We start from the raw sequence: 19,570 nt of genomic DNA, 5'->3' as shown, positions 1-19,570 counted from the left end.
CTTTTTTTGGTCGAAAAGTAAGACTACCACATGTTGGTAGCTGACCTCCTTCCGACCTATCCCATTACATGAGTGTTGCGGTTATTATCTGAATTCAGGCTTTCTGCTAAACAGTCTCTTTACTATTTCTAAACAAAAATTCAATACCGTCGCGCATTCTGCGCGACATCAGGCATTGCACCTTGCGCCAAAGGCGCAAGCTACCGTAACATGGCGGCAGATATCCGCTTACAAGATGCATATAAATGACCAACATTGAATTGAATAATGTCAGCGTAAAGCTCGGTGATAACTTAATCTTAGATTCCGTTACGCTCGCGCTGCCAGAAGGGCAGTATCAGCTCACAGGTAAAAACGGTGCTGGAAAATCTACCTTTTTACAGCTTCTCAGCGGGTTAATCACGCCCAGCTCGGGCTCGTTGAACGTTGACGATCGCGCCGACCTCGTTGCCGATAGTATTCAAATCCCCGACAACATGACCATAACTACAGTGTTTTCGCTATACGACAAGTATCGACGTTGCGACATAACGCAACGCAATCAATTGATTGAAGCTTTTCAGTTTTCAGATTGTTTAACGGCAACGGTAGGCAAGCTTTCGCAAGGAAATCAGCAAAAGCTCAAATTGATACTGGCACTCTCAGGCAACGGGCACTGGCTATTACTTGATGAGCCGTTTAACGGCTTAGATTCCACTAGTGCCGCCACTTTGAATCATATATTGGCCGAAACAAACCGACCTTTAATTGTCATTGATCACAGTGAGCAGCTCACCAACTTGCGCCCAAGGCGCAAGCTACAGATCGGCGACAAATCCATTGCATTGGTGTAGGTCGCGCATTTTGCGCGACGATGACGATGACCCAGGGACCCTGCAAACATGTACCGCACATGTGAAAAACATCAACTGCGCGCTTTTTCAGAAAGTAATCGCACACTAATAAAAATCGCCGCAGTATTCGCGCTCATGATCCAACCTGTGTTGCTCATACTCGGTCCACTTCCGGGTTACCTTTTATACACATTTGACATCGGTAACCCCGGCTTTTGGCTGGCCGCATTGATAATCATCGGACTCAGCAGCCTATCATTCATCATCTATAACACGATTGTAAAACCGAGGCACACGGCCTGGGTAATTCACGTGGCTGGTTATAGGCATTTTCACATCGGCTATTGTCGCGGTCAGTTGCTGTTCGCGGCTCCAACGTTGCTACTGCTCGCACTGGGACTCGCTAAAACTGAGTCGTTTGGCAAAGCACTGGTGTTCATGCTATTGATCATTGCTGTTCACGTACTCGCTTACAGCTATGCCGCTACACGCCGCTTTGAGAAGTTGAGTAGGCCTGTCAATCGCCACCCACGCCTACATATGATGTTACAGATAGTATCCCCCGCAGGCATGCACTATTTAGCCTATTTGATCGCCTTAGCCATGCTGTCATTGATGTGGTTAACTGAAAGCTCCTTATTCAATACCGTCCTTGCAGGGGTCATTACGCTTCTCACCACCACCCTTGCATTAACCCAATTCAAGATAGTCAAACACCAGCTGGCGGGCTACCGGAGCTTTTTGTGGTTGATAGAGCCTGGTCTCGTGCGGACCTTAAGCCGCGCATTGATTCTATGGTTGTTATTCCTGCTCACGCTACCGCTTGGGATAATCGCCGTCCTTTGGTAGGTCGCGCATTTTGCGCGACATCGACCATCGCCCTTGCGCCCAAGGCGCAAGCTACGCCACATCCGACCCACCGTACGTCGCGCATTTTGCGCGACATCGACCATCGCACCTTGCGCCAAAGGCGCAAGCTACGCGGGCATAAAAAAACCGCCGTAAAGGCGGTTTTTTTGGATATGGCGGAGAGAGAGGGATTCGAACCCTCGATACGTTGCCGTATACACACTTTCCAGGCGTGCTCCTTCAGCCACTCGGACACCTCTCCATAAGGCGCGTATACTAGGTGTTTTAGCCTTGTAAATCAAGAGCCAAAACACCGAGTGGCTAAATCTACGCCGTTTTAAAACGTTTGACACGCTCACTTAAATTACGCGCAAGCTCGTTGAGCTGACGGCTCGACTCACTGACTTGCTCAGAGCCCGCTGCTGTCTCTTCAGTGGCTTCGGTAATTTTATGAAAGTTCTGATTGATTTCTTCCGCGACCGAGCTTTGTTCCTCAGCTGCTGTGGCAATTTGCGCGTTCATATCGGTCATTTGCTTAACCACGTGATTGACCGTATCCAACGATTTACCCGCTCGGCGAGCTTGCTCAACACTATTACCTGCTTGCTCCTGACCACGTTGCATCACATCAACCGCCTGAGAAGCACTGTTACGCATCGTCTCAATCAGATCTTGAATGCTCTGCGTGGACTCTTGTGTACGATTCGCAAGCGCGCGAACTTCGTCAGCAACAACCGAGAATCCACGCCCATGCTCACCCGCCCGGGCAGCTTCAATAGCGGCATTTAGCGCAAGCAAGTTAGTTTGGTCGGCGATACCCTCTATCACTTCCAACACTTTGTCGATCTCAGCCGTATTATCGCTCAACTCAACAATCACCGAGGCCGCACGCTCAACCTCATCGGCAAGCTGCTCAATTGAGCTAATTGTCGCCGCCACCTCACGACTGCCTGTTTGCGTTTCGCGATCAGTCTCATCCGCTAACTGTGCCGCCTCATTTGTATGTGAAGCGACCTCAGATACCGTTTGCGACATTTCATTGATCGCAGTGGCTCCTTGTGTCGTTTCATCCTGCTGGCGAATCACCATCTGCGTGTTGTTATCGCTGGTTTCGCTCAGTTCACCAGAGGCATTCAGCAGTTGATCGGACGTTTCATCGACCTCTTTTACCAGCGCTCGTAGCTGCCGCACCATACGGTTGACTTGCGCCATCAAGCTACCCTCGTATTTCGAACGAGTTTCAACCGTTAAGTCACCCGCGGCTATGGTTTCCAGAACCTCAACAACAGCCTCTGGCTCACCACCTAAGGTATGTGTCAGTCGACGTACAATGTAATAACTGATGGCTGCCGCAACAAGTGCAGCAATCACAGCCACACACCACATCAGAACCGCAAATCCATTACTGCGTTCAAGCACTCCATCAACACCGTCGGCGATGATCTTCTCTTCATAATCGATAAAGTCGTTAATCCTTACCAACCATTCCGCATAGGCCGGCGATAAATCGCTTAAAACATAATCTTGAGCTTGCTGACGCAGATCCTGCGCCAACAGCTGATAGACACGATCAGAAGTGGCTAAGGCTTGTTGACGGATCTCACTAATACGCGCTAATAACTGCTTTTCTTTATCATTAACGTATTTTGGATCGGCAATAAGTTGATCCAGTCCTTGCTGCGCATCGGCATAATCGCCTTGAAGCTTATCAATAAGCGCGCGATATTCGCGTCGCTTCGATGCCTGTTCAGTCAACACAAAATCGCGTAATGCTATCGCACGGTCATGCACACTACCGCGGAAATTAATCGCATAGCGTTGCTTTTCGCTACCGACTCCATTCACCTGTCTCAACGTTTGATCGATTTGGCCAACTTGATAAGTACCAACAACGGTAATCCCGATAATCAGTAATATAATAAAGGCAAATCCCGCATAAAGCCGCTGCGCAATGGTCATAAATAATCCTGTAAAAACGATTGTTCAATATATTCGAATAGAAATACACCCGAGAGAGGTTTTAAGATCAGTATTATCGAAACTTACTTCACGCTATCGGACGTTAAAATCTCAGTCGCACCCACTGGCATAATGCGAAACTCGTTTTCCGACAATTGCGCCTTTTCACGCGCGTGCTTAATATCATCGATGGTTTGCGGAATACCCTCTGCCGCTAATTGAAATGCCCCCCAATGCATCGTGATACTTTGCTTAGCACCAATATCTTGATGAATCAGAGTGGCTTGCTCCGGATCAACATGAGGCATTTTCATAAACCAACGGGGTAAGTAGGCACCCACAGGCATCAACGCAAGGTCAATATCATTAAACACATGGCCTATTTCTTTAAACTGTATGGCGTTATAGCCCGTATCCCCGCCAAACCATACGCGCCAATCACCAATATCAATCACATAGCTCGCCCATAAGGTCTCAAAGCGATCCCAAAGACTTCGACCAGACCAATGTTGACTAGGAGTTGCATGAACACGCAGCTGGTCGTTAGTCGCTGCGCCTTGCCACCAATCAAGTTCGGTAACATTGTCTTCTGCAATGCCTAGCTCAAGAAACCACGGCTTCAAGGCAAGCGGAACGAAGTAATGAGTCGAGTTACCCAATGTTTCAATCGTATCAGCGTCTAAATGATCATAATGGTCATGAGAAATAATCACGGCATCAATCGGAGGCAAGTCTGATAACTGTACAGGCAGTTCAGTCAAACGCTGAGGCCCCATAAAGCTCACGGGCGATGCTCGCTCACTAAAAATCGGATCGGTAAGCACCGCCATCCCCTGGTATTGAAGTAGAAATGTCGAATGCCCTATCCACGTAACTTGCCGGTCCTCGGGGTTAGGGGTAGAGATTGTATTCAAATCGGCCTGCATAAAAGGAATCGCATCAACTTGCTCCGATTGATCGGCCCATTCCGTTTCCCCAAACCAACGCATGTACCAATAATCAAAAAATCCACTTTGCTTTTCAGGACCGTGCAAATTTTTAAAGCCATCCTCGGTATGATGCGGCGGCACTTGTTTATTAATATGTATGTCTTCGTTGTTACTGCACGCCGCAGCCATTAACGCCAAAACACCGATCAACACCTTTTTCACAGACGCTCCTATCGTGCAGAAATACAGCGAAGCAACCACGCAAAAATGCGCCGTTCACTGGATAAGTAAAATAAATACTCAGGATGCCACTGCACGCCGATAATAGGACGCTCAGCATGCTCAGTGGCTTGAATAAACTCGTCCAAGTCCCAACCAACCGCCTGCATTCCGTCGCCCGGTCGTGTCACCACTTGATAGTGCAAACTATTCACTCGCAACTTACGCTGCCCCACTACCTGACACAGTCTCGAGTGATGCTTTAACCAAACTTGCTTGGTCGGCAATAGACCCGGACGGTTGTAGGTTCGTTTACGCAAGGAGCGGATATTTTGGTTCAGTTCCCCACCCAACACGACATTAATTAATTGTGCGCCACGACATATTCCAAGCATCGGTGTCTCGGTCTTTAACGCCCACCGAATCCACTCAATTTCTAATGCATCACGAGCCGGATCATAGTCACCATCCGGCTTTGCGCTCTGACCATAATGATTGGGGCTGATGTCATCTCCCCCACCAATAATCAGCGCATCAACATCAGTATTACGTGATACGTGATGCCGAGTACTCACGCGGATGGCTTTTGCGCCCAACAACCACAACGTGAGCTGCGTACACCACCATGAAGGAGACCAGCGGCGAGCATTGCCCGTTACCACCACGCGCGGTCGTTCAGCCATGATGCTACCCTATCGGTCCATGCGGATTCATCAACACCTAATAACGGCCTATCTGCCGCCAAAAAGGCATCCTTCCAATACGTCAGTGCAGCCGTGTCATTTGCTAATTGCTCGACCACCCACCAGCTGCGCCAAGCCGTGTCAAGTTGCCAGCCTGCTCGCTCAATATGACAGTTGGGTAAACGAAAATGAAAGGTAGGCCGTGCACCCACTTTGGCATCGCCCACGGCTTTGGTTACAACCTCGGGTCGCCAATGCGCAAAAAGCGGCAACATATCTAACGCGCGGTTACGGGACGCATTAAATTTGAGGTAGTCATCAATTAATTGCCCTTCACTGACCTCAGATTGCTGACACAAATGCCGAATGTACGCCTCAGGATACTTATCAATATAAGGGCTCATTTTACGGGTCGTATCAACCTTGAGCGCTTTAAACAACCACCACTGTAGCAACGAAAATGCCTGCAAATAACGCAATACATCGGTGCTGTCTTCACTCGCTACTTGAGGATTAATATGCACTCCGTAAGCAGCTATCCAAGATTCATCCGTACCTTTAGCACCCGCCTCTCTGAGTGCCTCAATAATCGGAAACAAACATTCACATTGCTGCAACGTCATCGGTGGGCAAACAATTTCCATGGGAACCATGCGCTCGGCCAAGGCGTGTAATTCTTCTAGCCAAATATGTTCAGCTGTACCACTGGTTGGCTGCTCTCGGGCGATACGTTTTAAATAACTCCAATCTAACTCAATATGAAAGGTACCGAGTTGTTCATGTTGGATACTGCGTTCGGCGAGGGATATATGATCGACTTGACCTTTGAGATGGGATTGCAGTACCTCGAGCGTCTGCTGTACTGATAGCCCACTGAATTCGATTTCGAAGCCAATGGTGCGCAGCTGACCAGAATCAGTTTCTGGCCGCTGCAACGGTTTAAATTGATTAGTTGTCGTCTGTGTCATCCTCGAACTCGATTGAGAACTCACCTGCTGGCCCCGGGAAAACCACTGGACTTTCGAATCCATCGGGGCTCACACTGGCAACTCCAAAAATGTAGTTATCAATCACTACGTTCTCAAGCGTATATTCGTTCACATCACCCACGTAGCGACTCCACTGCCATTGTGGCTCAGAGGTAAGACGCCAGTACACTTTGTAACCCATGACATTTTCTTCGCCACGCGCGTCGTTCCAGGTGAGTGTGGTCGACGGTTGCACGGCACCGCGAATATCTACGTTCTGCGGCGGTTCAGGCGCCCAGCTCATACCGGCCAATGAAACCGCATTCAACGCCGTTAACTTAGCCGCGTAATCAAAGTCCACACCCTCAATAGTGTCACCGTACTCAATCCCGTTCTCCGTGCGCAAGTCCTGATGCTGACGATTATAATTCTCGTTAGTTTCCATAATACGTACTCCCGGATACCCTAGGTCATTAAACGGTCGGTGATGACCACCACGACCAAAGCGATCCAAGCGGTAAACAATCATGGTATCTAAGTTGGCAATATAACGGTCAGCCATGGTATCGATATAGCGCGCTACATTACGTGAAGGCGAGTCATTTTCGCCACCATAAAACCGTCGCATGGTCGCCTCGCGATCGGTTTCATCCATTCGAGTTCCCTCAGCAAAAATGCGGGCGGTGGTGTTATTGATCACCCCATTGATACCTTCAATATTGCCAATCATGTCGTTATTCAGGACGGCCATGATGCGCCATTTATTTTGCTTTGCCTTGCGCGCAAGAATTTTACCACCGAACAAGCCTTGCTCCTCGCCAGACAGCGCCGCATATACTATCGAGCCATCAAAGTTATACTGACTGAGCACTCGCGCGGCTTCGAGCGTACCCGCCACACCCGAAGCGTTATCATTAGCGCCTGGCGCATCGGAAGTCGCATCCATCACATCGCTGACCCGCGAGTCAATATCACCGGACATCATCACATAACGGTCGGGATCCGTTGAGCCACGCTGAATCGCAATCACACTTTTTACTTCGGTCGCATCAGGAATACGATCTTCGCCCTCGACAATATCCGATACATACATCACTTCAAGACAACCACCACAGTCAGCGGAAATGCGTTGAAACTCTTGGTAAACCCAGCGTCTTGCAGCACCAATGCCACGAGTATCAGATTCCGTTTCGGATAAGGTATGACGAGTGCCAAAACTCACTAACTTACGAATATCCTGTTCAATTCGTTTAGCACTTACGGCATCGGCAATGTCGTGTAATTTTTGCTGGTCGTTGTACGTGATAGCATCTTGAGCCTGAACACCACCCGCCAATAGCAGACCAAGACCGAGAGTCACGGAGGAAAGTTTTTTCATATTGTTTTCACCATATTTGGACTGTATTTAACGATTATGGTGAGAAAAAATAGATTTGCAATCCCGCGGCGATGATTCCGCGAGACTGCAAGTTGTATAAGTGTAAACTACTGAGGCTGTTGAGGTTGGCTCAAAGAATGTTTAATCTTTTTTGTGATCTGTACCGGGTAGTGCAGGTCAACACAGCGACTATCCGGAGTGTAGTCCAAAGGAGCGTCTTTTAAAATGTCACGTAAGCGCTGCCCATCCATTTCTGCACAACACGCAATCACATCATTTAATAGCGCCTCAACCTCCGCCCAAGCAAGCGAATGCTCAGATGCACGACGAATACGAGGGTGAGGAGTGAGGCGATCGGTATTGCCGATAATTAACTCTTCGTATAGCTTTTCGCCCGGTCGCAGCCCGGTGATTTTGATCTCGATGTCGCCATGAGGGTTTTGCTCATCTTTAACCGTTAAACCCGACAACCGAATCATTTGTTTCGCCAAGTCATAGATTTTAATCGGTTCGCCCATATCCAAAACAAACACATCGCCTTGATCGCCCATAGCACCTGCCTGAATAACGAGCTGAGCGGCTTCAGGGATAATCATAAAGTAACGCGTAATATCCTTGTGAGTGAGCGTAATGGGTCCGCCTTTCTTGATCTGTTCTCTAAATTTAGGCACAACAGAACCCGACGAACCCAGCACATTCCCAAACCGCACCATACAAAACGCAGTTTTATGGGTCGTTTTAGCGAGTCCTTGTAGGATCAACTCAGCCAAACGCTTTGTCGCCCCCATCACATTGGTAGGACGGACGGCTTTATCGGTAGAAACCAAGACAAACTTCTCGACACCAGCGTCAATCGCTGCTTGCGCGGTGTATAAAGTACCCAGTACATTATTTCTAGCTGCCTGTATAATGTTCATCTCCACCATTGGGACATGTTTATAGGCAGCGGCATGATATATCGTATCAATACGATGCGAATTCATCACCGATTTCAAGGTAATCTCGTCTTGCACCGAGCCCACAAATGGGAAAATAGCAACGTCTGGATAGGTTTGTGTGAGCTCTTCATGTATATAATACAGCGAAGGCTCTGACCACTCGTATAAAATAAGTGCCTTGGGCTTCTGTGCAGCAACTTGACGGCACAATTCTGAGCCAATCGACCCTCCTGCGCCCGTGACCATCACCGCTTTACCGCGGATGTTCTGGGTCAACAGATCCATTTGCGGCGCGACCGCATCTCGTCCGAGCAGGTCTTCAATATTCACCTCGCGCAACTCATCAATTTTTGCATCCCCGGCAATAATATCGGCCATACCGGGAATGGTTTGTACAGTTACGGGTAAGTGCGACAGCATTTCAAGTGCGTTCCGACGTGTTGAACGCGATGCACTTGGAAATGCCAACAGTATCCGTTTGACGTCAAGCTTGTGCGTCAGTTCGCCAATTTTGCTGACAGGAAATACAGACAAGTTCTGTATCATTGCACCTTGCAACGTTTCATCGTCGTCGACAAAGGCAACCGCGTGATATTCACGCCCATGTATCAGCGCATGTGCCAGTTGGCGCCCTGCCTCACCCGCGCCATAAATAATGACGTTGTCTTTCGGTCGCGACTGCACCTGACGAAACACAGAACGCGCCCCAAAACGCGAAGCGGCGATAAAAATAAAGGCTGACAAACTATAAATAACAACAACGTTGAGGTTAACGCGAGCATCCATCAGCGCACTAAAAAGCACCAACGCCGAGGAAGAGGCGAGCATACCAAATACAACCGCTCGAAATGCTTTCGAACCGATATAGCGGGTTACTGAACGATAAAGACCTAATTTATAAAACAAAAATACTGAAGCTACGGAGAGCACAAAAGCAAAAGCAACATCGTTCCAATTTCTCGGCAAGTAGAACACTCGAGCATCAACACTCACGGCAAACCACAGTGCCAGCATAATGCCAAGCACATCAACGGTTGCAGCGACCACCCGCTTTAAATTTCTTGGCAGAGCCAAAAGTTGAATCAGCATATTACGCTTAATCCTCAATTCTCAAAAAATCCCTTTATGCAACGAGACGCTATTGTAAGCCGACACTTGGCTAAAATAAATAATAAAACCGTGTATTATGGATAGTATATCTGATTGTCTGATTTTTGCATTATTAGCACACAAAAATTTTCAATCATTAACGCTCTGCAACGGTCGTCTCCGCACACACCCGTTGTCGCTGTGCGTCGATGCGTTGTCGCGCTGCAGCCTGAAACGAATAGATCCTGAGTACACGTTGAAATCGTGTTAAATATTGGCACTGAAATGCTTGATTAGGCGGCAGCCAGTCCATCGGACCCTGAGCGCCTTTACGACGGTTGGTACTATCATCGACGGCAAACAGATTAATAGGATCATTAGCAAAACGCTCGCGTTGAGCGCGATCCCACCGATCCGCTCCATGCGTCCAGGCCCATTTGAGCGGTACTAAGTGGTCAACATCTAAGTCGTCCGCACTTAGGAATGTGCGTCCCGTATACGGGTCCAGCCAGTGTCCTCGTACCACACGACAGCCATCTTCACTCAAGGTAACCGCGACACTCGATAACCGTGCGAGTAACTCATGACGCGTGTTCATACAGTCGTTATCATCGTCGTTCCAACGGCCAAACGCGTTACGTTGATAAGCCTTTGATTCATTTGAGCTGGCAGACGCTGCCGGCTTATAACCTTTTGGCAATCGTCCGCCATCGGCTAAGCAATCTTTTAAATTGTGATAAGCGGTAAACCGCTTTGTGCGATCATAGTAGGGACTACTTGGCGTATGACAGATACCAGACTGGGACTGTTTAACAACATCGTCCACCGACGTCTGTGCACTCGCCAAAAAGCTATAACTCGTTAACCATAACGCCAGTGAAATGATAATAATGGGGGCAACACGCATGGGACAACGCCATAGTCCAGTGATGCCCCCCTTTTACGCGAACTGATTTGTAAGTTCAAGCGTACATTTGAATCAGCTGACCATCCTCCGCCAGTCGATACAAATAGAGCCATCGATTCTGAACCAATGGTTTAAAACTCGGACTCGCGTCCAGCGCTTGCTTGATCTGTGATTCTGTTGCCTCAACGACCACCTGAAGCCGACACGGCCGGTGCCGCCATTGCGTGCCATCCCAAACCGACTGCAATGACAGGCCGATACGCAGATCGCCACTGTTGCCCTCAAAAACTCCGACATTTTGCGCCACACGGTTATGTAATAACTTATTACCACTACCGAGCCGCGTCGGTGCAGTCACCGACGTGAGATACTGCCAGTTTATCCAGTGAGCAACGACACCCGGAGCACTGATTAAGGCGGCCAAAATACTCGCATCAGGGTCCTGCTGGGCATCGTAATCGTGCAAAAACGCACGTCCGTCTAAGTCGATCGAAGCCGTACGTTGCCGTGACGCGATAATCATCATAAAGTTATCTGCCAGCCCCCATTCCGGTCGAACCTCGGCCCAATCACGCGTTTTCTTGAACAGACCAGCCAAGCGGTTCAAACCCGAGCGCGTTTGCGGATACTGCTTGCGGTCCCGAACCGCTGCACTCGCCTGTTCAAAGGTTTGTCTTACAGCGTCCGGAAACGCCTCACTGAGGGGCAAAATTCTATCCGTCACAGTCTCATGTAACCCCGCATAGAATCGCGTCCGTTCTGGAATATCAATGCCTCGCGTCGACAGTGCTTGCCGGATGTCCGGCTGATTCAACAACTGGCACATGAGTCGGGCATTAATGGCGCCACTCTGTCCCCCGCAGGCACCACAATTCATCGCTGCGCGTTGCGGATTATTTTCATGATGCGAACTGTGTCCAACCCAAACAAAGTGATCTGCAAAGTGCGTAATTCCCAAACTGGTTAACGTACCCGCCAATGCATCAAGCAGCGGTTGCTCATTGTCGGCTAAATTGATAGTCAAGTCCGACTGCGGCGTGTCAGTCGCTTCCACCTCATTATGAGCACTAAATAAGCCAATGCCTTTCGCTAAACCGAGCACCTCAACCGCATTGAGACTTGAGGTTGGCGTGTCCAACAGTTCACCGATGGCTGTAATCGTTGCACTGGGGGTCGCCACGTCTTTCTCAGTCACCCAGAGTTGTGGAGTTAAGAGCCCGGGTAACTGGGGACGCTGCTGTCCTTGCGAGCGAAAGCCAATCGGTAGACCAAAAAAGCCAGCAACCCCGATACTGGCAACCCCTGGTTGGGCATCGAGCGCGCGTCTTAGCGGCTCAGATCGGACATCAATACAAAAAGCCGCCTGCATTGTAGGATACGCTTGCTGCGCGCCCTCAGATTTAGACACCAAGCGATAATTGAGAAGCTGTTTATGCTCATAAGCACGTTGACATTGCCAAAGTATTTTCTGCGATTGCTCAACACGCTCACAATCGCGTTGGCAACGCGCCGCTTGTTGAGCAAAGCGTTGGCTGAGTCGATTAAATAGCTCCGTCGAGGTGTCCTTAGCCCACTGCCATAGAACGTAGTCCCATGCCAAACGAATCCCCAGCAGCGACAGCACCGGCTCAATATTATGGTGCGGCGAAGAAGGATCCCAATCACGGTAACGCAGCGCCGAGGACCACCCGAGGACATCGATCAATAGCGCAAACAAGTAATAATTCAGCGCATCTTCGCTGTAATGTCGTAACCAATCATCCGCCAACATGCGAAAAAGCGCATCGATATCATCCGGCAAGGGATCAAAGTAGTCGGGTAGCTGACTTTCTGCCATCAACGTTGCGATGCCTTTATCCTCTCGTACAACCGTCAACCAACCACGATACAAACCATTGTCAGGTTGTGATTCGTCGACAAACCGCTCAGGAAACTCGGTGTGTAAACCACAAAACTGGCTAATTTGCAGTACCACCTCATCTTTCCAGAGCATTTTGCGCTGCCGTGCTTGTAGCTGATCGACAATGTCTGTGACATTAAACCAGCGCGGTAATCGTTGTGGCTCAGATAAACATTTTGTCGCATCCGAGGGCAGCATCTGCTCATCAAGATGACCTTGCAACAGTTGCTGACGATAAAATGCGCGGTCCATCACTAAATCGATATCTGACACATACTTCCAAATCGCTGACACGCGCTCGACGGGCTTATCGGTAAAAAACCAGCATGGATTTACCGCAATCGATTCGGCGAGCGGCCACATCGGCGCAACGCGCGCACACTGCTGACGGGCCAGTTGGATAAACTCACTCATGATGCCGACTTCTCCTCATCTACTGAATCATAGCGATGCCGATCCTCAGGTCGTGGCCACAGCCATAAAGCCAAGCGCGTAAACCACTCATCGATATAAAGACCCGCGTTTAAACGAATAAACCAGCGCTGACTCACCGCATGAGCCACATGTTGTTCTAACCACCAATACAACGCGACCAGCATAATAAACCAAGCAGCAACAGCTAAATCGAGTCCAATATGCACCCGTCCATCTTGCATAATTTGGGCGGCAGATAGTGTCAATGCGGTGTAGATAGCCACCCAAACAAGCGCCAGCAGAATGCTCTTTGGCCAACTAAATTTATGCGCTTGTGACATCAATAAAGTAATAGAAAGGCTTAGTAAAACAGCCGCGGTCGGCTTAAAGTGTCCAAAACTAAACCACAACGCTAAGTTGATCATGACTAAACTGACCAGGAACCAGCCCAACGTCACCCAGCTGTTACGAACCAACACATTATGAATGGGTCGTACCGTACCCGATGATAAAAATGCGTAAGCTTTATATAAGGAGTGTGCGACCAAGTGCAGGAGCGCCAGACTATAGTAACCTAACGCGATTTCTAACAGCATCAATCCCATTTGCGCACAGGTGGACCATGCCAAACGAATTTTAATACTGATTCGAGTCGACATGATTAAAATGGCTAATCCGCACGAAACCGCGCTCAATACGCCAAGTAACCAACGCGCCGCTTCTGCCTCGGTCAGCAAGGGCGCAAAACTCAGCAGCAAAAAGCCGCCCAAATTAACGATGCCTGCATGCAATAACGACGACACCGAAGTCGGTGACTCGACAACTTGCATCAACCAGCCGTGAAATGGCATCTGAGCACAACTTAGCAACGCGGCAATGACCAAGGTTATCATGCCACCCAGTGGCACCACGCCCGTTGCCGAGAAGTAATCTAGCGTCCCCGAAAGGGTCGGATCGCCTGACCATAGATATAGCTGAATAAAACTGACTGCCAACAGCGCTTCAGTGATGCGCGCCGTAATCATGCGTTTATGGGTTGCCAGTACAGCGCGCGAGCGCTCCGGATAGAACAACAACAAGCGGTGCAAACACACGCTGATGCTCACCCAGCTTAACCAAAACAGAATAAAATGGTTGGCAATCAAGGTGACCGTCACACTCGCTAAACAGCCAATCATCCATCCCATCGCGCGCGGTCGACTCGGCTCAAGCGCAAAGTTTCGCCAGGTGTACCGCAACACCACCCAACTCAACAAAGCCACCATCACCAATAACGTCACACGCAATTCATCGACTTGAATCCAGTTCAACGTGGTTGCTCCCCTCGTTCTATTTAACTGCGCCGTAGTATCTCGACTTGTCATAATTAAGTAAAATAGATATATACTATTATACTATTCTATTTAAAAGAACGATTGCCCTCACCATGAATTATCGTCATCTGTATTACTTTTGGTCGGTCGCAAAAACAGGTCATTTGACACACACCGCGCAACAACTGCATGTGTCGCAATCGGCGCTATCCAGTCAAATTAAGCAATTAGAGGAGTGGCTCGGACAAACTCTATTTGAGCGCGAAGGGAGACGATTAAAACTGACGCAAGCAGGCTACATCGCTAAGCAATATGCCGATCGCATTTTCGCAGAAGGACAAAGCTTGGTCGAGCAACTCAAACAAGGTAAGACCAGTCAAACCAGTGTCGTACGTATTGGACACGCATCGACCATGTCACGTAACTTTGTAGAACAATTTATTGCGTCGCTCATGAGTCCTTCACCGCAACCCTTTCGTTTACACTCAATGTCGACTCATCAGTTGCTGACCGAACTTGCCGAACATCGGATTGATATTGCACTGGCAAATACCGATGTGGCGGGTCATGATGAAGATATTTGGCAAAGCCGTTTATTAGCGCGCCAGCCGGTATCGATTATCGGTGTGCCAGGCTTACCCATTCAATCACTCAGCGATCCAGCACTAAAGGAACGCGCCTGGGTACTCCCGCCAACGAGTGCGCCGTTGCGATCAGGGTTCGACATGCTAGCGACTCAGTATCAATGGGCACCTCGCGTGATAGCCGAGGCTGACGATATGGCAATGTTGCGATTATTAGCGCGCGATGGTGGTGCGCTTGCAGTCATTCCTGATGTTGTGGTGAAAGACGAGCTTGATAGTCAGCGCTTACAACGCTATGTCACGCTTCCCAACCTATTCGAGCAGTTTTATGCGATTACCATTAAACAACCGTTCCAACATCCGTGGCTCAGTCGGCTGTTGGCGCGCTATGACTGATTAACGTGTTCGATTACGCACAAACTCACGACGTAACGCTTCCAACTCAGCTTTGGTCAATAGTTGCTGTATATTCCGCGTCTTCGGAGAATGACAATAACGCATGTGCGCTCTGTCCTTTAATGTCTCATCAAGTTGTCGGTTTATTGAGGTCCAATCGATAGTCATCACGTTATCCTCAGCCTAAAGAATTTCGCCGAAGGCTCTGAGCTATTCGGGGGGTCACTCGAGCCGTTCAGCGATGTATCAACAATAGGTCTTGAATTGGTATTCAACAAGGTGGTTGCGCGTAAAAGGTTCGTAAAGGTGAGTACTTACCAACATACCGTCTCTCTCATATTGGCTAGGTGCGACAATTTGTCGCATGGTCAAATCCCATCCGAGACGTAAACTAGGTCAAAAATTTACGTGTGACGCTAGGAAACCTTAATCATGCAATCGACGTTTAAAATGACACGCATAACGGCTTATCTCATTTCGGCACTCGCCATATTCAACAGTTCAGCGCAAACAACGGACGCACCCACCGAAGTCATAAAAATAAAAGGTCACGAGCCGCACGATGCGCTAGGCAATTTATCGCGCCAACTGAGCGAACAAGGCGTCGACTTTTCGGCCGCAGGCGGTGTCTCGGCGTTACCGGTGATGAACGGCATGATGGGCGATCGCATCAAAGTCATTATCGATGGTGCAGAGCTCACTGCGGCTTGTGCCAACCAAATGAACCCTCCTCTATCTTATGTATCCGCCAACCAAGTCAAATCAACCCAAGTGATTGCGGGGCTCACCCCCGTCCGCAGCGGTGGCGACAACATCGCTGGCGTTATCAACTTACAACAAATGCGGGCACAGTTTGCCGATACCGAAAGCCTCTCTTGGCAACGCGGTTACGTCGCGGGTGAGTATCAAAGTAACGGTGACCAATGGCTTGCCGGTATCGGTGCGCATTGGGCGAGTGACACTTGGTCTATCGATTATCAAGGCGCTTACGAGCAGTCAAAAAGCTACGATGATGGCAACGGAGATAAAGTACTCGATACGCTTTATGAGTCACAAAATCATGCGTTGACGATGGCATGGCGCGATAGTCAGCAACAACTGAGCACCAAAATCACAGCGCAAATGATCCCGTATCAAGGCTTTCCCAACCAATACATGGATATGACAGATAATCAAAGTCTGGGCGCACATATTCAATATCAGCGTGAACTCGCCACAGGCGGCCAACTGACCGGCTATGTTAACTGGCAGTCAGTTGAACACGAGATGGGCTTCTTCAGCCCAGAAAAACCTGGCATGATGCCAATGGTGACCGATGCCACCGATCGCAGTTACAAACTTCATTGGCACTTGCCAACGCAACAGATAGGCGCATATAGCAGTCAAATCACGCTGGGTCATGAACTGTTCGATTACCAGTTAGATGATTACTGGCCGGCATTGGCGGGGTCAATGATGATGGGTCCAAATCCGTACATCAATATCAACAATGGACAACGGCAGCGCATCGCCGTATTCGCCGATTCTGATACGGAGATCACCGACAACTGGGTGTTGAATGCCGGTATTCGCATTGAACATGTACGTACCGATGCCGACGAAGTTCAACCCTACAACGACAGTCCAATGATGGGGATGCCGAATGTCGACGCTACGGCGGCAACCGCCTTTAATCAGGCAGACCGAGAGCAAACAGATAACTTAGTCGATGCGACCCTGGCAACAAAATATACCATCGATCCGCAGCAAAGTTTGGAGTTGGGCATCGCTCGAAAGAATCGTGCACCTAATTTATATGAACGTTACAGCTGGGGTCGCGGTATCATGGCCACGACAATGATCGGCTGGTTTGGCGATGGTAACGGTTATGTGGGTCGTATCGACTTGCAACCTGAAACGGCGACAACATTAAAAGCAACCTACCAACGTGACGATGCCAACAACGCCTGGCAATTCAGTGTCAGTCCTTTTTACTCACGCGTTGATGACTACATCGATGCCAACGTTATCGATACATTTAATCGCGGCACCCAACCCAGCACGGCGCGCAATATTCTGCAAATGACCAATGTCGATGCCACTTTAAAAGGTATCAGTGCACACTACGCATATCGTTGGACGCAGGTACTTGGTGCCGATGAATGGCAGTTACGCTCGTCCGCAAAATATACCCACGGTGAGCAAGCCTCGGGTCGTGAGCTGTATCAGATTCAACCACTCACCATCCGCGTCGAGCTGAGTCAACAGTGGGGCCATTGGCGCCAAACAGTCCGCGTTGAACACGTTGAGCAGAAAGATCGTGTCGACCAGCAGCGCCTCGAAAATCGTACCGACGCCTATCAGGTTGTCGATTGGCAAGTGAACTATACTCGAGCAAACTGGCAACTTAACTTGGGTATCACCAACCTACTTGATGAATTTTATCGACAACCATTAGGCGGCGTGAGCATCGCAGCGCAAAAGGCCGGACAAACTCAAGGCTTCGAGAATGTGGCCGGCGCAGGACGCTCAATTAACTTTGGCGTTCGTTATACATTTTAAGTAAGCTGATACCTTGCTAAGCGTTACCGAGATAACTGATGATCTTGCTTCTCTATATGGCGGCGCTACGTAATCGCCGCCTATCATTGCTGGGTATGTTTGCGTGCTTACTCGTTGAAATCGTCCTGCTCAATTTACTGATAGCCTTTAACGGGGCCGCAAGCAACCCATTCAGCGCGGTGTTGTTAATTCCGCTCATCATGGCGTGTGTTTGGCTACCCCATGCAGGTGCCGTCGCCATCGTCGGATTAAGTATCGCCGCGCAATGGACACAGTGGCAATTTACTCACATGGATACCAGCCATGCGCTATTGGCTCACGCGCAAGGCATGTTAGTCAGCTTTACTATCACCAGCGTGTTAATCATGACGGTGGTGTTTTATCTACGCCATCGTCTTGCCCAGCAAGAGGAAAAATTACATGCTTTACGCGAAAAACAATTGCGAAACGAGCAACTACTCGCCATAGGCACAGCGGCAGCACAACTGACCCATGAACTGGCAACCCCGACACAGGCGGCGCAATGGTTACTTGAGGAGGGGGTAGAGAAAACGCAACCAACGCCAGCGTGGCTCAGCGATCTCAGTGCACAGCTCTCGCACATAACACACAAATTGACACAGTGGCGACAGGTCACTGATGACGTCCGTCACCAACGCACGGTGGCGGTGAACGCGCGTGAGTTAGCGTCAGAGATTCAACATTTAATGCAGTTGGTGCGACCCGAGGTTGCAATCAACTGGCATATCGAGGCGCAACTTGACACACTTAAAGTCAATGCTGATCGTACGTTGTTACCCGCGCTGAGTAATGTAATTGTCAACGCGTGCGATGCTCAAAAACGTGTCAATGATGAGCCCGTTAGCGTCTCGTGTAGCCATAAAAATAACACGGTATTCATTGAAATCCGTAATGCGGGTCATACAGAAAACCTCGAGCAACTCGGCCAACGTTTACTACCAAGCAGTAAAGGGCACGGCGCAGGCGCGATTATAAGCAATGCAACGCTCGAGAAATTTGGCGGCACTTTACGCTGGGAACACGTTAACCATGAGGTAATCACTTGGATCACGCTACCGTCATCATCATAGACGACGATGCGAGTTATCGTCGTGTGTTACAGCGCAGACTGGCACAAAAAACGAGTTTCGAGATACTCGCCTTTGCCTCGACGCAAGCGGCACTCGCCGAGCAGACGGCAACGCCGTGCCACGGCATTATTCTCGACATGATGTTATCTGATGAATCAGGTCTGGATGCAATTACTCGACTTAACCATCACTTCTCGCCCGCTCACTTAATCATGCTGACAGGCTACGCAAGCATTGCCACAACCGTTGAGGCGATGCGCCGCGGAGCGACTGATTATCTAGCCAAGCCCATCGAACTTAATGCGCTTATCCAACGGTTGATGCCTGACCAAACATATCATCACAGCGACGTTGAAGAACAGACCACGCTGACACCGGCACAGCTCGAATGGGAGCACATTCAGCGAACCCTCCTCGCTCACCAAGGCAACATCAGTGCCACGGCCAAAACATTGGGCATGCACCGCCGCACATTACAACGTAAGTTACAAAAACTTTCGCCGCGTCGCTGAATCGACAATCGACTAGACTAGACATTTATGCATTTTGTTTTATATTTGTTAATCACTAAATATAAAA

Annotated in this window: 16 protein-coding genes and 1 tRNA gene; 6 read left to right on the top strand and 11 right to left on the bottom strand. The window is 49.2% G+C overall.

Annotated elements, in window-relative coordinates; translation table 11 throughout:
- Positions 1-245: 245 nt before the first annotated feature.
- Positions 246-833, top strand: a complete 588-nt coding sequence (locus tag AWU56_RS09695) for an ABC transporter ATP-binding protein (RefSeq protein WP_286682391.1) — start codon at positions 246-248, stop codon at positions 831-833.
- A 48-nt stretch (positions 834-881) separates the two neighbouring features.
- Positions 882-1,682, top strand: coding sequence for a hypothetical protein (locus AWU56_RS09690; protein WP_286682390.1), 801 nt, complete (start codon positions 882-884; stop codon positions 1,680-1,682).
- Between the two features lie 174 nt (positions 1,683-1,856).
- On the opposite strand, the gene AWU56_RS09685 is transcribed toward AWU56_RS09690, so the two are convergent.
- From AWU56_RS09685 to AWU56_RS09640, 10 genes are all read right to left on the bottom strand, one after another.
- Positions 1,857-1,944: transfer RNA gene (locus AWU56_RS09685), tRNA-Ser, on the bottom strand.
- 65 nt (positions 1,945-2,009) lie between these two features.
- Positions 2,010-3,641 (bottom strand): methyl-accepting chemotaxis protein, encoded by a 1,632-nt coding sequence (locus tag AWU56_RS09680; protein WP_286682389.1) that lies wholly within the window; start codon positions 3,639-3,641, stop codon positions 2,010-2,012.
- Between the two features lie 83 nt (positions 3,642-3,724).
- Positions 3,725-4,792 carry an MBL fold metallo-hydrolase gene (locus AWU56_RS09675; RefSeq protein WP_286682388.1) on the bottom strand — a complete coding sequence of 356 codons (1,068 nt, stop codon included), beginning with the start codon at positions 4,790-4,792 and terminating at the stop codon, positions 3,725-3,727.
- Positions 4,793-4,800: 8 nt separating this feature from the next.
- Positions 4,801-5,472: a gamma-glutamyl-gamma-aminobutyrate hydrolase family protein gene (locus AWU56_RS09670; protein WP_286682387.1), complete on the bottom strand. Its 672-nt coding sequence runs from the start codon at positions 5,470-5,472 to the stop codon at positions 4,801-4,803.
- The gene (locus AWU56_RS09665) at positions 5,445-6,440 is read right to left on the bottom strand and encodes an amidoligase family protein (RefSeq protein ID WP_286682386.1); all 996 of its coding nucleotides are present in this window, start codon (positions 6,438-6,440) and stop codon (positions 5,445-5,447) included. Before AWU56_RS09665 ends, AWU56_RS09670 begins: the two co-directional genes overlap by 28 nt.
- Positions 6,421-7,818, bottom strand: coding sequence for a M28 family metallopeptidase (locus tag AWU56_RS09660; protein ID WP_272977527.1), 1,398 nt, complete (start codon positions 7,816-7,818; stop codon positions 6,421-6,423). Before AWU56_RS09660 ends, AWU56_RS09665 begins: the two co-directional genes overlap by 20 nt.
- Before the next feature lie 107 nt (positions 7,819-7,925).
- A complete protein-coding gene (locus AWU56_RS09655) occupies positions 7,926-9,845 on the bottom strand; it encodes a nucleoside-diphosphate sugar epimerase/dehydratase (protein WP_286682385.1) in 1,920 nt (639 codons plus the stop codon).
- A gap of 157 nt (positions 9,846-10,002) precedes the next feature.
- Positions 10,003-10,752 (bottom strand): HNH endonuclease family protein, encoded by a 750-nt coding sequence (locus AWU56_RS09650; protein WP_286682384.1) that lies wholly within the window; start codon positions 10,750-10,752, stop codon positions 10,003-10,005.
- 55 nt (positions 10,753-10,807) lie between these two features.
- The gene (locus tag AWU56_RS09645) at positions 10,808-13,066 is read right to left on the bottom strand and encodes a putative inorganic carbon transporter subunit DabA (RefSeq protein ID WP_286682383.1); all 2,259 of its coding nucleotides are present in this window, start codon (positions 13,064-13,066) and stop codon (positions 10,808-10,810) included.
- Entirely contained in the window at positions 13,063-14,376 is a 1,314-nt protein-coding gene (locus AWU56_RS09640) for an NADH-quinone oxidoreductase subunit L (RefSeq protein WP_286682382.1), read from the bottom strand. The genes AWU56_RS09645 and AWU56_RS09640 overlap by 4 nt, the downstream gene beginning before the upstream one ends.
- Before the next feature lie 116 nt (positions 14,377-14,492).
- On the opposite strand from AWU56_RS09640, the gene AWU56_RS09635 reads away from it, so the two are divergent.
- Positions 14,493-15,359 (top strand): LysR family transcriptional regulator, encoded by an 867-nt coding sequence (locus AWU56_RS09635; protein ID WP_006955049.1) that lies wholly within the window; start codon positions 14,493-14,495, stop codon positions 15,357-15,359.
- Here the strand turns inward: AWU56_RS09635 and AWU56_RS09630 are convergent, their stop codons facing one another.
- Complete coding sequence (locus AWU56_RS09630; protein WP_006955048.1) at positions 15,360-15,527, bottom strand: hypothetical protein; 168 nt, start codon at positions 15,525-15,527, stop codon at positions 15,360-15,362. It lies immediately after the preceding gene.
- Between the two features lie 264 nt (positions 15,528-15,791).
- Between AWU56_RS09630 and AWU56_RS09625 the strand changes: the two genes are divergently transcribed.
- From AWU56_RS09625 to AWU56_RS09615, 3 genes are read left to right on the top strand one after another with little or no spacing between them, the layout of a single operon-like run.
- Complete coding sequence (locus AWU56_RS09625) at positions 15,792-17,900, top strand: TonB-dependent receptor (protein ID WP_286682381.1); 2,109 nt, start codon at positions 15,792-15,794, stop codon at positions 17,898-17,900.
- Positions 17,901-17,938: 38 nt separating this feature from the next.
- On the top strand, positions 17,939-18,991 hold the full coding sequence (locus AWU56_RS09620) for a sensor histidine kinase (protein ID WP_286682380.1): 1,053 nt from the start codon (positions 17,939-17,941) through the stop codon (positions 18,989-18,991).
- The gene (locus tag AWU56_RS09615; protein WP_286682379.1) at positions 18,964-19,503 is read left to right on the top strand and encodes a response regulator transcription factor; all 540 of its coding nucleotides are present in this window, start codon (positions 18,964-18,966) and stop codon (positions 19,501-19,503) included. Before AWU56_RS09620 ends, AWU56_RS09615 begins: the two co-directional genes overlap by 28 nt.
- Positions 19,504-19,570: the final 67 nt, after the last annotated feature.

It is taken from the genome of Idiomarina sp. T82-3, assembly GCF_001577655.1.
GTDB lineage: Bacteria > Pseudomonadota > Gammaproteobacteria > Enterobacterales > Alteromonadaceae > Idiomarina > Idiomarina baltica.
This window is presented reverse-complemented; position numbering and strand designations above follow the sequence as displayed.

Bases quoted from the DNA above. Each gene is read 5' to 3' on its own strand.
- AWU56_RS09695 (WP_286682391.1), top strand. From the start codon at position 246: ATGACCAACATTGAATTGAATAATGTCAGCGTAAAGCTCGGTGATAAC.
- AWU56_RS09690 (WP_286682390.1), top strand. From the start codon at position 882: ATGTACCGCACATGTGAAAAACATCAACTGCGCGCTTTTTCAGAAAGT.
- AWU56_RS09680 (WP_286682389.1), bottom strand. From the start codon at position 3,641: ATGACCATTGCGCAGCGGCTTTATGCGGGATTTGCCTTTATTATATTA.
- AWU56_RS09670 (WP_286682387.1), bottom strand. From the start codon at position 5,472: ATGGCTGAACGACCGCGCGTGGTGGTAACGGGCAATGCTCGCCGCTGG.
- AWU56_RS09665 (WP_286682386.1), bottom strand. From the start codon at position 6,440: ATGACACAGACGACAACTAATCAATTTAAACCGTTGCAGCGGCCAGAA.
- AWU56_RS09660 (WP_272977527.1), bottom strand. From the start codon at position 7,818: ATGAAAAAACTTTCCTCCGTGACTCTCGGTCTTGGTCTGCTATTGGCG.
- AWU56_RS09655 (WP_286682385.1), bottom strand. From the start codon at position 9,845: ATGCTGATTCAACTTTTGGCTCTGCCAAGAAATTTAAAGCGGGTGGTC.
- AWU56_RS09650 (WP_286682384.1), bottom strand. From the start codon at position 10,752: ATGCGTGTTGCCCCCATTATTATCATTTCACTGGCGTTATGGTTAACG.
- AWU56_RS09645 (WP_286682383.1), bottom strand. From the start codon at position 13,066: ATGAGTGAGTTTATCCAACTGGCCCGTCAGCAGTGTGCGCGCGTTGCG.
- AWU56_RS09635 (WP_006955049.1), top strand. From the start codon at position 14,493: ATGAATTATCGTCATCTGTATTACTTTTGGTCGGTCGCAAAAACAGGT.
- AWU56_RS09630 (WP_006955048.1), bottom strand. From the start codon at position 15,527: ATGACTATCGATTGGACCTCAATAAACCGACAACTTGATGAGACATTA.
- AWU56_RS09625 (WP_286682381.1), top strand. From the start codon at position 15,792: ATGCAATCGACGTTTAAAATGACACGCATAACGGCTTATCTCATTTCG.
- AWU56_RS09620 (WP_286682380.1), top strand. From the start codon at position 17,939: ATGATCTTGCTTCTCTATATGGCGGCGCTACGTAATCGCCGCCTATCA.